Here is a 15,865-nt window from a genome sequence, read left to right as displayed (position 1 = left end):
CGTGTTCAACGCTTTCCACGCGGCAGTCCGAGACCCGCGGTCGCGATCATCTCCCGCATCACCTCGTTCACGCCGCCACCGAAGGTGATGACGACGTTGCGCTTGGACTGAACGTCGAACCACTGGGCGAGCTCGGCGGTCGCGGGATCCGAGAAGTCGCCGTGCCGGCCGAGCACTTCGTCGATCAAGCGGTGGACCCGCTGGAGTCGTTCGGTGGCAAAGACTTTGGTGGCTGCGGCGTCGGCCATGGAGATCGAGTCGCCGCCCGAGGCGACCTGCCAGTTGAGCAGTTCGTTGATCCGGTAGTAGGCGTGGAGCTCGGCCAGCGCCCGCTTGACGTCGGTGTGTTTGCCGGGAACCGTGCCATCGGGCCCTGGCCGGCCGGCCCAGTCGGTGATGCGGGCCAGCAGACCGTCGAGCCGTCCGGCCGGCCCCAACATGACCCGTTCGTGGTTCAGCTGGGTGGTGATCAATCGCCAGCCGCCGTTGACCTCACCGACCACCATGCTCGCGGGCGCGCGCACATCGGAGTAGTACGTGGCGTTCACGTGGTGGGCGTGGTCGGCGGTGATGATCGGGGTCCAGCTGTAGCCGGGGTCCTTGGTGTCGACGATGATCATCGAGATGCCCTTGTGCTTGGGAGCATCCTTGTCGGTGCGGCATGCCAGCCACACATAGTCGGCGTCGTGCCCGCCCGTGGTGAAGATCTTCTGGCCGTTGATGACGTACTCGTCACCCTGGAGCACCGCTGTGGTCTTGAGCGACGCCAGGTCGGTGCCGGCGTCGGGTTCGGTGTAGCCGATGGCGAAGTGCACCTCACCGGCCAGGATGTCGGGGAGAAACCGTTGCTTCTGCTCGTCGGTCCCGTACACCTGGAGTGTCGGACCGACGGTCTGCAAGGTGACCGCAGGCAACGGCACGTCTGCCCGAGCGGCCTCGTTGACGAAGATCTGCTGTTCTATCTGGCCGAAGCCCCTGCCGCCGTACTCTTTTGGCCACCCGACGCCGAGCCACCCGTCTTTGCCCATCTGACGGATCACCTTGCGGTACGTGGGCCCGTGCCGTTCGGTGAGCATGGTGACCGCATCCTCGGGCGAGATGAGGTTCGAGAAATACTCGCGCAATTCCATCTTCAGCGCGCGCTGCTCGGGGGTGAGATCGATGAACATTGTCACGCTCCTGCCTCGACCTGCTCGGCGAGTGCGTCGAGTCGGTCAGTGGGCCCACCGACCAGGCGGGCAAGGTCTTTGGCCAGAGAAAAGTAGCGGTGCAACGGGTAGGTCAGGTCGACACCGACACCGCCGTGCAGATGGATCATGGTGCGCATGGCTGCCGGGATCTCCTGTGCCAGCCAATAACCGGACAAAGCCAGGTCCGTTCCGGCGTCGAGACCTTCACTCAGGCGCCATCCCGCCGACGTGGTGGCCAGGGTCATCGATCGGGCCACCACGTAGATGTCCGCGAGTTGCTGCTGAACGGCCTGGAACGTGCCGATCGGCTTGTCGAACTGGATGCGCTCGGACACATGGGTGGCGGTCAGCTTCATCGCGCCGGCGATCAGCCCGTCCGCATAGGCCGCGATTCCCAGGGCGTGGTGCTGCGTGAGCCACACCGGGTCGCCACCGATCACGATGTCGGCCGGCACATCCGAGAACTCGACCGTGTACTCACCCCAGCCCGATGACGACGTGGTGCGGGTGATCCTCACGCCGTCGTCCCCGGGTGACACGACCACAACACCCGCGTCTGCGGCGACGAGGAGCGCGGTGGCGCCTTCGGCGTGGAGCACACCGGTCTTGACGCCCGAGAGCTTGCCACCAGAAACGGCGGTGTGCGGGGTGGAGGTCATCGGGGCGCCGGGTTCGTTGATCGCGGCCGCGAGCCAGCCGCCCGCCTGCACCTTGGCACCCAGGTCGGCCGCGACGTCGGGCGCACGCTGCACCAGTGGTGCAAGTCCGGACAGCAACGTTCCGATCGCGGGAGTTATCGCGGCAGCACGGCCGAGCGCGGTCGGCACCGGGGTCAGTCCCCCGACTGCGACGTCGTCACCGCCCTGCGCCTCGGGTAGCGGCAGGGCCAGCAGTCCGGAGTCGGCGAGGGCCGACCACAACGAACCCTCGAAGCCGCCGGCGTCGGACAGTGAGGCGTCCCACACCGACTCGTGCCTTTCCAGCACGGAGGCGATGACATCGCTCACAGTCTGGGCTGTCGAATCGAGCGTGAAGTCCACCGTTTTGCACCTCTTCAGTGAATTAGAACCTGTTCTAGTTGTATCAGAGTCGGGCGCGCGTCAGCTACGTGTTGTCGACACCCGGTCCAGCACTCAGCGCGGCAGTCCAAGCAGGCGTTCGGCGGCCGCGGTCGCAAGGATCTGTGTGGTGCCGCCGGCGATCGACAGGCACCGGTTGAGCAGGAACTCGTCAGCCCTCTCCGAGTACTCCAGACCGTCCAGCCCACGCAGTCGCTGGCCGAACTCCGGCACCGCCTGCCGGTGCCGGACACCGATCAGTTTGCGCACGCTCGAGGCGGCTCCGGGGTCGGTGCCGTTGATCGACCCGAGCACCGCGCGCAGATCGAGAACCTGACCCAGCTGGGCCTGCACGATCAGCTCGCCCAGTTCGGCACACTCGACCGCGTCGAGCCGGCGCCCCTCGATCTGTGCGAGCAGTGCCTCCATCTCCTTGCCGAGGGCCGAACCGCCCATCGCAACCCGTTCGTTGGCGAGGGTGGTGCGGGCCAGCCGCCAGCCGTTGTTCAGTTCCCCCACCACGCAGTCGTCGGGCACGAACACATCGTCGAGGAACACCTCGTTGAACAGCGCGCGCCCGGTGATCTCGCGGAGCGGTCGGGTTTCGATGCCCTCGGACTTCATGTCGACGAGGAAATAGGTGATGCCCTTGTGCTTCGGTGCATCCGGGTCGGTACGCGCCAAACAGATCGCCCAGTCGGCCGTGTGTGCGTGAGAGGTCCAGACCTTCTGCCCTTGGAGTTTCCAACCGCCGTCGACCTTGGTGGCCTTCGTGCGCAGGGCCGCGAGGTCCGAACCCGCGCCGGGCTCGGAGAACAGCTGGCACCAGATGATCTCGCCGTCGAGGGTGGCGCGGACGAATCGCTCACGCTGCTCGTCGGTGCCGTACTGGAGGATGGTCGGGATCGCCCATCCCGCGATCACCAGATCTGGGCGGCGAACGCCGGCGCGGTCGAGTTCTTGGTCGATCAGCACCTGCTGTGCCGGTTCTGCCGCCAGTCCATAGGGCTCCGGCCAATGCGGCGTGAGGTACCCGGATTCGGCGAGCGCATGCCGCTGGTCGTCGGCGGCAGCGATGGAGTCGACGTCGGCGCGGACCTGCGCCCGGCGCTTCTCGGCATCACCGAGGTCCAGCCGATGCACCCGGCGGACACCTTGCCGGTTCAACTCGGCCACCCGTGCGCGCCAGGTGGCCGCGCTGCCCAGCTGCGCCTGCCACGCCAGAGCCCTGCGCAGGTACAGATGCGCGTCGTGCTCGAAGGTGAATCCGATGCCACCGAGGATCTGGATGCAGTCCTTGGCGTTGTCGACGGTGAGATCAGAGATCGTCGCCGCGGCCACGGCCGCACTGATCTCCACCTGCTGTACGGCGTTCGTCCGCTCGTCACCCTCGGCTTCGGTGAGGTCGTCGATCGCTCCGGCCAGATCCCAGGCGGCGGCACTGACCTGTTCGCTGCGGCAGAGCATCTCGGCGCAGATGTGCTTGACCGCCTGAAAGCTGCCGATCGGCGCACCGAACTGTTCGCGCACCTTGGCGTACTCGACCGCGGTGTCGAGAGTCCAGCGTGCGACGCCTGAGGCCTGGGCGGCGATGGCTGCGATGAGGGTGGCGCGCACGTAGGTGTCCGACAGGTGCAGCACGTCGCGCGTGGGGATCACCACCTCGTCCAATCGCACCTTCGCCAGCTCCATCGAGAAGTCCAGAGCGTCAACCGAATCGGCGATGATGCCGTCGGTTCCCGGTTCGAGCAGCACCCAGCGGTGGCTTCCGGCGATGTCGATCGGGGCGAGCAACGCCGCCCCGGGGACGTATCCGGCGACCAACCCGAGCTCACCGCTCGCCGACAGGACACCCCGGCGGGGTTCGTGGGCAGTGGGCGCCTGACCGCCGGACAGCACCGACGTGGCCACCGCGGCGCCCACCTCACCGGCGATCAGCTGGGCGAGTAACGCGTTCTCGTTCGGGGCCCCGGACACGGCCGACAACAGGGCGCTGACTGCGGTCGCCGCAACAGGTCCGGGCACCAGGTCGTAGCCCGTCTGCTCGAGCATCACGGCGAGGTCGGCGAACTGGGCATCCATGCCGCCGCAGTGCTCCGGGACAGCAGCGCCGAACACACCGAGCTCGGCCAAGTCCGGGAACAGCGCAGGCCAGGCTTCGCCGGTGCCGTTCGCCTCGGCGTCGCCACTCCTGACCGAGGTGATGACCGACACCTTTTTGGACCATTGACCAATTGCGTCGGCGACGGCGGTATGTTCTGGGGTGGAAGCAATGGTCACGGAGATCGGATCCTGCCTGCTCGGGATTGTCGGTGCGTAGTAGAACCTGTTCTAATATTGCACGTCCCAGGGGGCAGAATGAAGGGGCCCGTGTCGCAAAGTCGGAGAAGTCGCTTTTCCGGCATGAGCGATTACCGTGTACTTGGTCGGTTTCGACATCTCAAAGGTGTCGTTGCCAGAAGACCTACGTGACAAGACCGACGCGAGAAGTCGACCTGAACGAAAGTGGGACCTCGATGGCAAGCCCGATCCCGACCGGAACCCCGGCGAGCAATGCCGCCGTCGGCTCGGAGGTCGACCTCGGGTCGAATGCACAACGCGAACGACGTCGGCGCATCCTCGATGCCACGCTGGCCCTGGCCTCCAAGGGCGGCTACGACGCCGTACAGATGCGAGCTGTCGCCGACCGTGCCGACGTGGCCGTGGGAACTCTCTACCGCTATTTCCCTTCCAAGGTGCACCTGCTGGTGACCGCACTCGCCCGCGAGTTCGAGGCAGTCGAGAGTCGCGCCGACAAGTCGCGCCTTCGTGGCACCACGTCACTCGAACGCCTGCGGCACGTGCTCGACATGATCACCATGGCGATGCAGCGCGACCCGCTGCTGACCGAGGCGATGACCCGCGCGTTCATGTTCGCCGACGCCTCAGCGGCCGCCGAAGTCGACAAGGTGGCGACCATCATCGACCGCCTCCTGGCCAATGCGATGGTCGAAGGTGAGCCCACCGATCTCGATCTCAAGATCGCCCGTGTGGTCTCCGACGTGTGGATGTCGAACCTGGTGCAGTGGCTGACCCGCCGCGCGTCCGCGACCGACGTCACCAACCGTCTGGAACTCACCATCACGCTCCTGCTCGCCGGCCGCGATCAGGACCCCGAGATCAGGGACTGACCCGCACCCTCTGCATAAGCACACAAAGGGGCGCAACCACTTTCGTGGTTGCGCCCCTTTTGGCTGTCGTGACTAGCTGTCGGTGGACTCACCGGTCTTGGCCAGCTCGACCGGGGTGTCCGGCAGAGCGATCGGCTTCTTCGATCCGACGAAGGTGAACTTGGCGTCTTCGCCCTCGCCTTCGCCGTCCCAGTTCTCCACGTCGACCAGGACGATCTCGCCGGCACCGATCTCGTTGAAGAGGATCTTCTCCGAGAGCTGGTCCTCGATCTCGCGCTGGATCGTGCGACGCAGCGGACGGGCACCGAGCACGGGATCGAATCCACGCTTGGCGAGCAGGCTCTTGGCCTTCTCGGTCAGCTCCAGTGCCATGTCCTTGTTCCGCAGCTGGGTCTCCACGCGGGCGATCATCAGGTCGACCATCTTGATGATCTCGTCGCGGGTGAGCTGGTGGAACACGATGACGTCGTCGATACGGTTGAGGAACTCAGGCCGGAAGTGCTTCTTGAGCTCGTCGTTGACCTTCTGCTTCATCCGCTCGTAGTTCGAGCCCTCGGCATTCGACTGCGAGAAGCCCAGACCCACGGCCTTGGAGATGTCGCCGGTACCGAGGTTCGAGGTGAAGATCAGCACGGTGTTCTTGAAGTCGACCGTACGACCCTGGCCGTCGGTGAGACGGCCGTCCTCGAGGACCTGCAGGAGCGTGTTGTAGATCTCCTGGTGAGCCTTCTCGATCTCGTCGAACAGCACCACCGAGAACGGCTTGCGGCGCACCTTCTCGGTGAGCTGGCCGCCCTCTTCGTAGCCGACATAACCGGGAGGGGCACCGAAGAGCCGCGACGCGGTGAAGCGGTCGTGGAACTCGCCCATGTCGATCTGGATGAGCGCGTCGTCCTCGCCGAACAGGAAGTTCGCCAGCGCCTTCGAGAGCTCGGTCTTACCGACACCGGACGGGCCGGCGAAGATGAACGAACCGGACGGGCGCTTGGGGTCCTTCAGACCGGCGCGGGTACGGCGGATCGCCTTGGACACCGCCTTGACCGCCTCGGTCTGGCCGATGATCCGCTTGTGCAGCTCGTCTTCCATCCGCAGCAGACGGGTGGTCTCTTCCTCGGTCAGCTTGAACACGGGGATGCCGGTCCAGTTGCCGAGAACCTCGGCGATCTCGTTGTCATCGACCTCGGCAACGATGTCCATGTCGCCACTGCGCCACTGCTTTTCACGTTCGGCGCGCTCGGTGACGAGCTGCTTCTCCTTGTCGCGCAGACTTGCCGCCTTCTCGAAGTCCTGCGCATCGATCGCAGATTCCTTCTCCTTGCGGGCGTCGGCGATCCGGTCGTCGAAGTCACGCAGGTCTGGCGGTGCGGTCATCCGGCGGATGCGCATCCGGGCGCCGGCCTCGTCGATCAGGTCGATCGCCTTGTCCGGCAGGAAGCGGTCGTTGATGTACCGGTCGGCCAGGGTGGCGGCGGCGACCAACGCACCGTCGGTGATCGAGACGCGGTGGTGCGACTCGTAGCGGTCACGCAGACCCTTGAGGATCTGGATGGTGTGCTCCACGCTGGGCTCGCCGACCTGGACCGGTTGGAAGCGGCGTTCGAGGGCAGCATCCTTCTCGATGTACTTGCGGTACTCATCGAGGGTGGTGGCACCGATCGTCTGCAGCTCACCGCGAGCCAGCTTCGGCTTGAGGATGCTGGCCGCGTCGATGGCACCTTCGGCGGCGCCCGCGCCGACGAGGGTGTGCAGCTCATCGATGAACAGGATGATGTCGCCGCGGGTGTTGATCTCCTTGAGGACCTTTTTCAGGCGCTCTTCGAAGTCACCGCGGTACCGGCTACCGGCAACCAGCGACCCGAGGTCGAGAGTGTAGAGCTGCTTGTCCTTGAGGGTCTCGGGGACGTTGCCGTTGACGATGGCCTGTGCCAGGCCCTCGACGACGGCGGTCTTACCGACACCGGGCTCGCCGATGAGCACCGGGTTGTTCTTGGTGCGGCGGCTGAGCACCTGCATCACGCGCTCGATTTCCTTCTCGCGCCCGATCACCGGGTCGAGTTTGGCCTCGGCGGCAGCGGCGGTCAGGTTGCGGCCGAACTGGTCGAGCACCAGGGAGGTGGACGGTGTGCCCGCCTCGGTGCTGCGGCCACCGGTGCCCGCTTCCTGCGGCTCCTTGCCCTGGTAGCCCGACAGCAGCTGGATGACCTGCTGACGGACCCTGTTGAGGTCGGCGCCGAGCTTGACCAGAACCTGGGCAGCAACGCCTTCACCCTCGCGGATGAGGCCGAGCAGGATGTGCTCGGTGCCGATGTAGTTGTGGCCCAGCTGCAGTGCTTCGCGCAGCGACAGCTCGAGGACCTTCTTGGCGCGCGGGGTGAAGGGGATGTGGCCCGAGGGAGCCTGCTGGCCCTGGCCGATGATCTCCTCGACCTGGCTGCGGACGCCTTCGAGGGAGATACCCAGCGACTCGAGCGACTTGGCGGCGACGCCTTCACCCTCGTGGATCAGACCCAGCAGGATGTGCTCGGTGCCGATGTAGTTGTGATTGAGCATCCGCGCTTCTTCTTGGGCCAGGACGACAACCCGGCGAGCGCGGTCGGTGAACCGTTCGAACATTGTTCTCCCTTACGTTTCTATGGGTCGAGCTCGGCCTTCGGCTTCGTCTCCCAGTGTGTCTGGTCGACAGGCTCCGGTCTTCCCAGGGTTGGCAGTGTCGACGATGAACCGATAGCTCACCTGCAACAGCCTTGCTCCCACTGTAATGGCCGCAGGTCACCGGCACCGCAGATGTGTCGCCGAGGCCTCGGATGGCACCCCTTGATCGGGGGTCACAATTGGTCAACGTCGCAGCTTGCAAGGGTGTTTGCGCTGGGGATACGCCGTCAGCGAACGCGTTCGCTCATTCGATCGTGATGGCGCGAATCAGTCTACGGGCGACATCGAGCATCTCGACTCGGGCTTTTTCGGGCTCGGCAGACCTCGCTACATACATCGCCGCCTCGTCCATTGCGCCGATCATCGCATGCGCGAGAGGCCGTACCGGTTGCGCCGGCGCAGTGCCATCGGCGATCGCCTGTTCGATCAGCGACTCGATCAGTCCCATCGCGTAGCGGGCGCCCGCCTCACGCCACGCTTCCCAGCCGAGCACCACCGGGGCCTCGAGCAGGATAATCCGGTGCACCTCGGGGTCGGCGCACAATTCCAACCATTCCCGGACGCCCACCTCCATCGCCTCGAGTGGGCCATCGACCCCAGCCGCGACGACGGCCTCGGTGACCTTGCCCATCACCTCTTCCTCCACCTGCTCGAAGACCGCGACGAACAATTCGTCCTTGTCTGCGAACTGGTGATAGAGCGCACCTCGGGTTACGCCGGCCTGGGCGACGATCGCCTGCGTGCCGACCCCACTGAATCCGTGCTCGGCAAACAGGGTGCGCCCGGCCGAGGTCAGCGCAGCCCGCGTCGTGGCGGTGCGCTCGGCTTGAGTACGACGATTGACTTCCATGCAGCTTGTATGTAACTTCCATGCTAGGTGTACGTAAATAGCCACAGAAGGGTACCGCCATGGAGACCATCGAGCTGAATCACGGCACACTCGAATACCGGGACGTCGGTCCAGTGGATTCATCCCACCCGCCGGTGCTGTTCGTTCATGGGGCGCTGGTCGACGGGCGCCTCTGGGATTCGGTCGCCGATTCGCTCGCGGCGCGGGGATACCGCTGCATCTTGCCGACACTGCCGCTGGGCTCTCAACGGATACCTGCAGGCCCCACAGCCGACCTGTCCCCGCGCGGACTCGCAACGATGATCCGGGACTTCGCTGCCGCCCTCCATCTCGACGACGTCACTCTCGTCGGCAACGACACCGGTGGAGCGCTGTGCCAGTTCGCGATCGACGCACATCCCGAGTTCGTCGGCAGGCTCGTACTGACCAATTGCGATGCCTTCGACACGTTCCCGCCGTTCCCATTCAATGCCCTCTTTGCACTCGGTAGGTTCAAACCGATCCTCAAACCTTTCGCCGTTGCACTCTCAGCGACTGCGATACGGCACTCCGCCATCGGATTCGGACTCCTCGCGACCCGCCCCGACCCGGAACTGACCAGGTCGTGGCTGACACCAGCGCGTGAATCCGACGCGGTGCGAACCGATCTGGCCGCTTTGGCGCGCTCGATCAAGCCTGCCGAACTCGACCAGGTGACGCGCCGCCTCGGCGCATTCGACAAGCCCGTGTCCGTCGTGTGGGGCATGAAGGACAAGTGCTTCAAACCAGCGCTCGGGCGGCGGCTCGCCGCGCAGTTCCCCAACGCGACGTTCACCGAGGTGCGGGGCGCCAGAACGTTCGTATCCCTTGATCAACCCGACGCAGTGGTGCGTGCGGTGGAGAAGATCTCGGCATCGGCACCATCGTCCAGCTGACTCCGTGCCGACGAACTCAGTCGGCACGGATGTGCATGGCGAGGCCGTCCGACTCCCACGCATGCTCAGGCGCCAGCGTCCTGTCAGGGCAATAGTCGCCAGACTCCAACGCCCGGTAGCGAATCGGCTCCTCGTCGAAGACGGTGTCGAGTCGGTCGAGCAACCGCCGGCACTCGTCGTCGGCGCCACTCCAGCCGGGTACGTCCGTTCCGGCGATGAGGTGGGGCCTCAACGCGGATATGCCTGAGTACCACAGGGTTCCGTGAAGCAACGGAAACAACAGTAGTTCGATGTCGCCGTTGATCCCCCGAGGGTCGAACGACGATTGCCGATCACCGGCGGTGACGATCGTGAGCGCTCTGCGTCCGGCCAGTCCTCCGTCGCCGTACTTCAACGTTCGACCGGTCTCGGGGTGTTTGATCCCGTACGCGAACCCGTGGGAGAAAACGCGGTCGAACCAGCCCTTGACGATGGCGGGCATCCCATGCCACCAGAGCGGGAACTGGACGATGAGCAGATCGCACTCGCGCAGGAGGTGCTGCTGCGCAACCACTTCGGGCGCTGGGCCACCGGTCCCGGAGTGCTCTCCCGAATCCAGGACCGGATTCCAGCCGAGTTCGTACAGGTCGACCACGGTGACCTCCGCACGGCAGCGCAGGTTCCGGGACGCGGTTTCCATCAGCTGATGATTCAGCGAGTCGGACTCGGGATGTCCGTGGACCCACAGGACTTTGGTTGCGTTGTTGTCTGCCACGGACTTAGTGTGCAGCCAAAGGTGCGCAGCGAACAGTACGCACAATCTTGTCCATAGTGACTGAATGGATAGCGTCATGCGTGAAGCGATCAAGAAGGCTGCGGACGTCTGCCCCGTCGAAGTGGCCGTTGCCGTTCTGGGAGGGTCGTGGAAGATGACCATCGTCAAGCACCTGACCGAGGGCACCCTGCGGTTCGGCGAATTGGGAAGGGCCGTCGGCGCCGTCACCCCTCGCGTGCTCGCCCGTCAACTTCGCGAGTTGGAGGCCGACGGCATCGTGCTGCGCACCGTGTACTCCCAGGTGCCCCCCAAAGTCGAATACTCGCTGACTCCTCTCGGCAAGACCCTGGCACCGATGGTCCGCGCACTCAACGAGTGGGGGCGAGCTACCTGAACCAGGTCAGTGCAACCTCCGAGTCCGAGGCCCCCACCTGATCCACGGCCTGGAGGCGTGGATCCGGGACGGCGCGACGACAAGCGGGCCAAACCTCACCTGGTGACCAGTCCGACGAGGAGGACGGCGAACGCCACCGTGTGCACCACCGCGCGAATGAGATTCCAACGCACCCAAGCACTTTCGAAGGCCGCTCTGGCTGCTGCGGGATCGGTGATGCTCGAAGATGCACCGATGGCGGCCAAGTCGTTGTTCAGGGGAATGTTGAACACCATCGTGATCAACAACCCGACCACGTAGGTCACCGCCCCGGCGACGATCCACCAGAAGATCGGCTCACCGCGGTGGAATACTGCCGCCGCCGCGGTGAACGCCAGACCGCCGAAGAAGAGGAGCAGGAACAGTGGATTGACGATCACCACGTTGATGCGTTGCATCGAGGAGACGAAGACCCGATCGTCTGTCTGAGCGAGGCCTGGCATCACCGCATAAGCGAAGGCGCAGAACAGTCCTGCGATCAGACCGACGGCCAGGACCGCTGCGATGAGGAGCGACTCGCGTATCGCAGTCATGCCTGAGCTCCGTCTAACCAGGCGCCCTCGGCAACCGACTTCTCGATGAAGTCGGCAAAATCCGTGGGCGCACGGCCCAGCAGTTCACGCACCCCGTCAGTGGTGTGTGCATTCCTCCCATCAAAGAGGGTCCCGAACAACGAGATGACCATGTCGGCGTAGTCGTCTGGCACACCAGCTTCTGCCATTCCCGCCCGGTAGTCTTCCAGAGACACTGTCACATAATCGATCTCACGATTCGCAGCTGCCGCGATCTGGGCAGTGGCCTCGGCGAATGTCAGGAGCCTGGGGCCGGTCAACTCGTACACCCTCCCGTTGTGACCTGACCTCGTCAGCACCGTCACCGCAGCGTCGGCAATGTCGTCGGCATCGATGAACGGCTCCCCCACGGCATCCACAGGCAGCACCACCGCTCCTTCACGCACCCCGTCAGCCAGAAACGACTCGGAGAAGTTCTGTGCGAACCAGCTGCAGCGCAACACCGTTGACGCCGTGCCCGAGTGCAGCACGATCTCTTCGCATGCGCGGGCCTCGGGCTCTCCACGGCCCGACAGCAGGACCAGCTTGTCGACGTTCGCATCTCGTGCGACCTCGACAAACACCCTGAGATCATCGGCAGAACGTTCGACGATGAGGTCCGGCTGGTAGGTGATGTACACGGCACCGGCGCCATCGAGTGCCGGCCCCCAGGTCGTGCGGTCGGCCCAGTCGAATCTGGTCGCACCGGAGCGGCTCGCCAGTCGGGTCGTTACTCCGAGGCCGGCGAGGCGGCCGGCCACCCGACGGCCGGTCTTGCCGGTGGCGCCGATGATGAGAACTGGACGACGGGTGTGCGTTGTGGTTGTCATACATCCGAGTACAGCCCTCGACGTTGAGCCTTTCCATGGCCTGAACGCTCACTTTCATGTGTAATCGTCCAATGGATGCGCTCGGAAGTGTGCTCAACGGGCCTCGCGCCGCCAATGCCTTTCTGTTGCGGGTGGTGATGACACCGCCGTGGTCGGTGCGAATCGAAGACGAGGCGCCTTTGACCGTGGTGGTGGCGGTCAGCGGCACCGCCGCGGTGCGCTTCGACGATGGCGAGACCACGTCGATGTACCCGGGCGATGTCGCGGTCCTCCGCGGCCCCGACCCGTACGTCTACGGCGACGCGGAGGCGCCGCCGGCCGCGTTCATCCAACCGGGCCAGCGATGCGTCCGCGCCGACGGTACCGATCTGGTCGACGAGATGAATCTCGGTGTTCGCACATGGGGCAATGACGCGGCCGGCGATTCGGTGTCACTCGTCGGGACTTACGGCGCGACGGGCGAGGTCTCGGCTCGACTACTTGCCGCACTCCCCCGGCTGATCACGGTGCAGGGCAACGCCGCGCTGACGGCGCTTCTCGCCGACGAGATGACGCGGCGAGCGCCGGGCCAAGAAGTGATGCTGGACCGCCTCCTCGACCTCCTGCTCATCGACACCCTGCGAGCATGGTTCTCGAGGCCTGAATCGGCGGGGCCGACCTGGATCGCGGCGGAATCGGATCCGGTGGTGGGCCAAGCGCTCTCCTTGATCCACCACAATCCGGAGCATCCCTGGACGGTGTCCGACCTGGCCCGCCGATGCGCTGTATCCCGCGCGGCGCTCGCACGGCGGTTCAACGACCTCGTCGGGGAACCACCGATGACCTACCTGACGACGTGGCGACTGTCCATGGCGGCCGATCTGCTGGCATCGGGCGATCACACTCTCGAGGCGGTTGCCCGAGAGGTGGGATACGGCAGTGCTTTTGCGCTGAGTGCCGCGTTCAAACGCGTCCGCGGAATGAGCCCGCGCGACTACCGCAGATCGCTTGCCGGGTGATCACTCCGGCGTCTGTCAGGATCCGAAGAAGGGTGGCACGAACATACACGGAACGTCTCGCGCGTCCTTTTGATCGTCGAGCGAGTTGAGGACGTACAGCGCCGCCCGCTGCGAACCGCAGATCGCAAGGTGATCGCTGTAGTCATGTGAACAATTCTCTTGCACAACGATGTTCGTGACCGACCTATCGTCACCGCCAGGGAGCTGGCCGCTGATGTACGGCACCACGAACTCGTCGTACTTCGTGGAGATGTTGATGTAGTCGATACCGGGTAGATATGGTCCGCCGTCAGCGTTGATCTTCGAGATGAAGTCAGATCCCGCCATCATCTGCGGCGCCGAATAGCAGGGCAGGACCTTTGTCGGATCCAGGCCGAGCGGCAAATTGATTCGTTGCAGCACACCTTGGAAGGCGGACGTGCCCTGCCACAGCGGGGCAATGGACACGTACTTGCGAATCTTGTGGTGTCCGCCGAGGTACTTCGCCCAGTAGCTGGGCATCAGCGTCCCCTGTAAATGTCCGACGATGTCGACCTTGTCGGCGCCGGTGGCATCAAGGATCTTGTCCACGAACTCTCCGAACTCGGCCGCGCTGTCCTCCATCCTCGCCATTCCGCCGATTGCCGACAGCGGCCACGGCACACCTTTGATCGCGCCGTAGGTCAGCGAAAAGACCGAGAAACCCTCGTTGAGCAACAGCGGCACATAGGTGCCCCAATTGGTCTGCGCCCCACCGCCGGTGCCGTGGACCAGGACCACCGGATTCGGATGGTCGCGGCTCACCGGCTTGTCCCAGTCGTTCGCACCGGGAAGGTGACCGCCCGGATTTCGGAGTTCGTACGGGATACCGGAGAAGAAGTTGTAGGCGACCTTGCGTTCGTGCGCAGTGTCGGCCGCGGCGGGATTCGGCACGCCTGCGAGCCCGTTCAGAGCGCCGGCCTTGGGTTGCACACGGCCCCGGAGCATCCCACCCACGCGAAGCGGCACCGTCATCGCGTCGCCCAGGAGGCGACCGATCGCATTGTTGGGCATGTGTCCAGGTTAAGGGGTGTGTCGTGAGCCGATGTTCACCCTGGTCGGTATGGGTGTCGTGATTGGATGGACGACATGCCCAAACGCCGATCCATGCCCGGAATCGGATCCGTTGTGTTCCTGCTGTCCGTCGCGATGGTTGTGTCCGTCGGTCTGGTGTTCTCGGTCAACCCGACCGCTGACGCCACGGCGTACGGCAACGGTCAGCTCCGTCCGTACCCGAACTCACCAGAAGAGCGGTGGAGCCTGGACCTCACCAGTATGCAGACCTACGGTGAGGGTGACACCCCGGAAGTGGTGGGCACATTTGGCGACGTCTGGTTGGTGGCCTATCCGTCGGGGCTCGGCAACACCTATTCGGCAATCGACCACCGCACCGGTGAACAGTTGTGGGATACGCCGATCGACGCCGGGCTGGGTTCTTGCGCGATCAACGGCAGCGGAGAGGTGGGATGCGCCCTGAATCTGGCGGACCAGCCAGACGGGTTCTATCTCGCAGACCTGACAAGCGGCGAACTGCGGAATGTCTCGCCCGACAACGACACTCAGTCGGTGGCGGGTGTGGGGCCGGACTTCCTCCGGGTCAACGGGTCCGGCTATCAGGTCACCCGTAACAAGCCCGACGGCACACAGCTCTGGGCCCGTTCTTTTGCGGCGGCGGCGAAGACAGAGGTCGACGGCGAACTCGTGGTGATCAGCGCGTCGGATGGCTCCAAGCACGTCATCGATCCGGCGACAGGGGCCGACAAGTTCGGTTGCGCGTCGTGCGATCTGCGCATCTATCCCACCGGTGTGGCCCTGCAGTTCACCGATGCCGGATCCCCTCGTGTCGAGTTCTATACGCGCGGCGGAACCCGGACCTCCGTGAACGAGGGACAACAGCTGGTGTCTGGACCGGCAGTCCTCGCTGTGACCACCGGGTCCGGCCCGGGGCAGGTCATGCAGACCCAGGGCGCCTACTCGGTCTTCGACCCCGCTCAGAAGGACAAACTGTGGCAGGTCACCGATCCCGAGCTGTCGAAGGTGGCCTCGCGGCCGTGCGGCTCCGTGGTCGCTTTCGCCCGCAAGGACGGAAGTCGGTCGATCCTCGACCTGCGGACCGGGGAGAAGGTGGGCGAGGTCCCGCGCCCCGAGCCGGGGCAGCCCGGTACCAACATCGACTACCTCACGTGCGTCGGCCAGGGCGAGGACACCGCCGTGTTCGGCAACGCGGGCGAGCTCACAGCGTTCAACATCGGTGACGGATCAGTTGCCTGGCAGCGGTCGATAGTCGGTGGGCAAGCCGCCATCGTCGACGGGTATCTCGTGCTCGAGGAGGGCACCACCCTCTCGCTCCTGGCGCCGTCGTAAAAAGTTTCGCCAGAGGCCGTCGGATAACGCCCCGCCGGGACGACTATGAGGATGTGAGCGGCACAGCGGGCAGCACGTCGAAT

General features: G+C 64.9%; 14 protein-coding genes. 5 read left to right on the top strand and 9 right to left on the bottom strand.

Features of this window, described 5'->3' with window-relative positions; translation table 11 throughout:
* Positions 1–5: 5 nt before the first annotated feature.
* From MVA47_RS08525 to MVA47_RS08515, 3 genes are all read right to left on the bottom strand, one after another.
* On the bottom strand, positions 6–1,169 hold the full coding sequence (locus tag MVA47_RS08525) for an acyl-CoA dehydrogenase family protein (RefSeq protein ID WP_247207477.1): 1,164 nt from the start codon (positions 1,167–1,169) through the stop codon (positions 6–8).
* 2 nt (positions 1,170–1,171) lie between these two features.
* On the bottom strand, positions 1,172–2,230 hold the full coding sequence (locus MVA47_RS08520; RefSeq protein ID WP_247207476.1) for an acyl-CoA dehydrogenase family protein: 1,059 nt from the start codon (positions 2,228–2,230) through the stop codon (positions 1,172–1,174).
* A 93-nt stretch (positions 2,231–2,323) separates the two neighbouring features.
* Complete coding sequence (locus MVA47_RS08515; protein WP_247207475.1) at positions 2,324–4,528, bottom strand: acyl-CoA dehydrogenase; 2,205 nt, start codon at positions 4,526–4,528, stop codon at positions 2,324–2,326.
* Positions 4,529–4,764: 236 nt separating this feature from the next.
* Here MVA47_RS08515 and kstR point away from each other — a divergent pair, with 236 nt between their 5' ends.
* The gene (gene kstR, locus MVA47_RS08510; protein ID WP_062795870.1) at positions 4,765–5,418 is read left to right on the top strand and encodes a cholesterol catabolism transcriptional regulator KstR; all 654 of its coding nucleotides are present in this window, start codon (positions 4,765–4,767) and stop codon (positions 5,416–5,418) included.
* A gap of 72 nt (positions 5,419–5,490) precedes the next feature.
* Here the strand turns inward: kstR and MVA47_RS08505 are convergent, their stop codons facing one another.
* Entirely contained in the window at positions 5,491–8,031 is a 2,541-nt protein-coding gene (locus MVA47_RS08505) for an ATP-dependent Clp protease ATP-binding subunit (protein ID WP_023957391.1), read from the bottom strand.
* Between the two features lie 283 nt (positions 8,032–8,314).
* Entirely contained in the window at positions 8,315–8,920 is a 606-nt protein-coding gene (locus tag MVA47_RS08500; RefSeq protein WP_247207474.1) for a TetR/AcrR family transcriptional regulator, read from the bottom strand.
* A gap of 59 nt (positions 8,921–8,979) precedes the next feature.
* Here MVA47_RS08500 and MVA47_RS08495 point away from each other — a divergent pair, with 59 nt between their 5' ends.
* Entirely contained in the window at positions 8,980–9,834 is an 855-nt protein-coding gene (locus tag MVA47_RS08495; RefSeq protein WP_247207473.1) for an alpha/beta fold hydrolase, read from the top strand.
* Between the two features lie 16 nt (positions 9,835–9,850).
* On the opposite strand, the gene MVA47_RS08490 is transcribed toward MVA47_RS08495, so the two are convergent.
* Complete coding sequence (locus MVA47_RS08490; protein WP_247207472.1) at positions 9,851–10,588, bottom strand: NAD(P)H-dependent oxidoreductase; 738 nt, start codon at positions 10,586–10,588, stop codon at positions 9,851–9,853.
* 76 nt (positions 10,589–10,664) lie between these two features.
* On the opposite strand from MVA47_RS08490, the gene MVA47_RS08485 reads away from it, so the two are divergent.
* Complete coding sequence (locus MVA47_RS08485) at positions 10,665–10,982, top strand: helix-turn-helix domain-containing protein (protein ID WP_247207471.1); 318 nt, start codon at positions 10,665–10,667, stop codon at positions 10,980–10,982.
* 95 nt (positions 10,983–11,077) lie between these two features.
* On the opposite strand, the gene MVA47_RS08480 is transcribed toward MVA47_RS08485, so the two are convergent.
* The gene (locus MVA47_RS08480; RefSeq protein ID WP_247207470.1) at positions 11,078–11,554 is read right to left on the bottom strand and encodes a DUF1772 domain-containing protein; all 477 of its coding nucleotides are present in this window, start codon (positions 11,552–11,554) and stop codon (positions 11,078–11,080) included.
* Positions 11,551–12,402 (bottom strand): NmrA family transcriptional regulator, encoded by an 852-nt coding sequence (locus MVA47_RS08475; protein ID WP_247207469.1) that lies wholly within the window; start codon positions 12,400–12,402, stop codon positions 11,551–11,553. Before MVA47_RS08475 ends, MVA47_RS08480 begins: the two co-directional genes overlap by 4 nt.
* 71 nt (positions 12,403–12,473) lie before the next feature.
* Here MVA47_RS08475 and MVA47_RS08470 point away from each other — a divergent pair, with 71 nt between their 5' ends.
* Positions 12,474–13,400, top strand: a complete 927-nt coding sequence (locus tag MVA47_RS08470; RefSeq protein WP_247210669.1) for an AraC family transcriptional regulator — start codon at positions 12,474–12,476, stop codon at positions 13,398–13,400.
* A gap of 15 nt (positions 13,401–13,415) precedes the next feature.
* Here the strand turns inward: MVA47_RS08470 and MVA47_RS08465 are convergent, their stop codons facing one another.
* Positions 13,416–14,432 (bottom strand): triacylglycerol lipase, encoded by a 1,017-nt coding sequence (locus MVA47_RS08465; RefSeq protein WP_247207468.1) that lies wholly within the window; start codon positions 14,430–14,432, stop codon positions 13,416–13,418.
* A 75-nt stretch (positions 14,433–14,507) separates the two neighbouring features.
* Here MVA47_RS08465 and MVA47_RS08460 point away from each other — a divergent pair, with 75 nt between their 5' ends.
* Entirely contained in the window at positions 14,508–15,782 is a 1,275-nt protein-coding gene (locus tag MVA47_RS08460) for a PQQ-binding-like beta-propeller repeat protein (RefSeq protein WP_247207467.1), read from the top strand.
* Positions 15,783–15,865: the final 83 nt, after the last annotated feature.

The organism is Williamsia sp. DF01-3 (assembly GCF_023051145.1).
Lineage (GTDB): Bacteria > Actinomycetota > Actinomycetes > Mycobacteriales > Mycobacteriaceae > Williamsia.
This window is presented reverse-complemented; position numbering and strand designations above follow the sequence as displayed.

Coding starts and splice junctions, on each gene's coding strand:
- MVA47_RS08525 (WP_247207477.1), bottom strand. CDS start 1,169: ATGTTCATCGATCTCACCCCCGAGCAGCGCGCGCTGAAGATGGAATTG.
- kstR (WP_062795870.1), top strand. CDS start 4,765: ATGGCAAGCCCGATCCCGACCGGAACCCCGGCGAGCAATGCCGCCGTC.
- MVA47_RS08505 (WP_023957391.1), bottom strand. CDS start 8,031: ATGTTCGAACGGTTCACCGACCGCGCTCGCCGGGTTGTCGTCCTGGCC.
- MVA47_RS08500 (WP_247207474.1), bottom strand. CDS start 8,920: ATGGAAGTCAATCGTCGTACTCAAGCCGAGCGCACCGCCACGACGCGG.
- MVA47_RS08495 (WP_247207473.1), top strand. CDS start 8,980: ATGGAGACCATCGAGCTGAATCACGGCACACTCGAATACCGGGACGTC.
- MVA47_RS08485 (WP_247207471.1), top strand. CDS start 10,665: ATGCGTGAAGCGATCAAGAAGGCTGCGGACGTCTGCCCCGTCGAAGTG.
- MVA47_RS08480 (WP_247207470.1), bottom strand. CDS start 11,554: ATGACTGCGATACGCGAGTCGCTCCTCATCGCAGCGGTCCTGGCCGTC.
- MVA47_RS08475 (WP_247207469.1), bottom strand. CDS start 12,402: ATGACAACCACAACGCACACCCGTCGTCCAGTTCTCATCATCGGCGCC.
- MVA47_RS08470 (WP_247210669.1), top strand. CDS start 12,474: ATGGATGCGCTCGGAAGTGTGCTCAACGGGCCTCGCGCCGCCAATGCC.
- MVA47_RS08465 (WP_247207468.1), bottom strand. CDS start 14,432: ATGCCCAACAATGCGATCGGTCGCCTCCTGGGCGACGCGATGACGGTG.
- MVA47_RS08460 (WP_247207467.1), top strand. CDS start 14,508: ATGCCCAAACGCCGATCCATGCCCGGAATCGGATCCGTTGTGTTCCTG.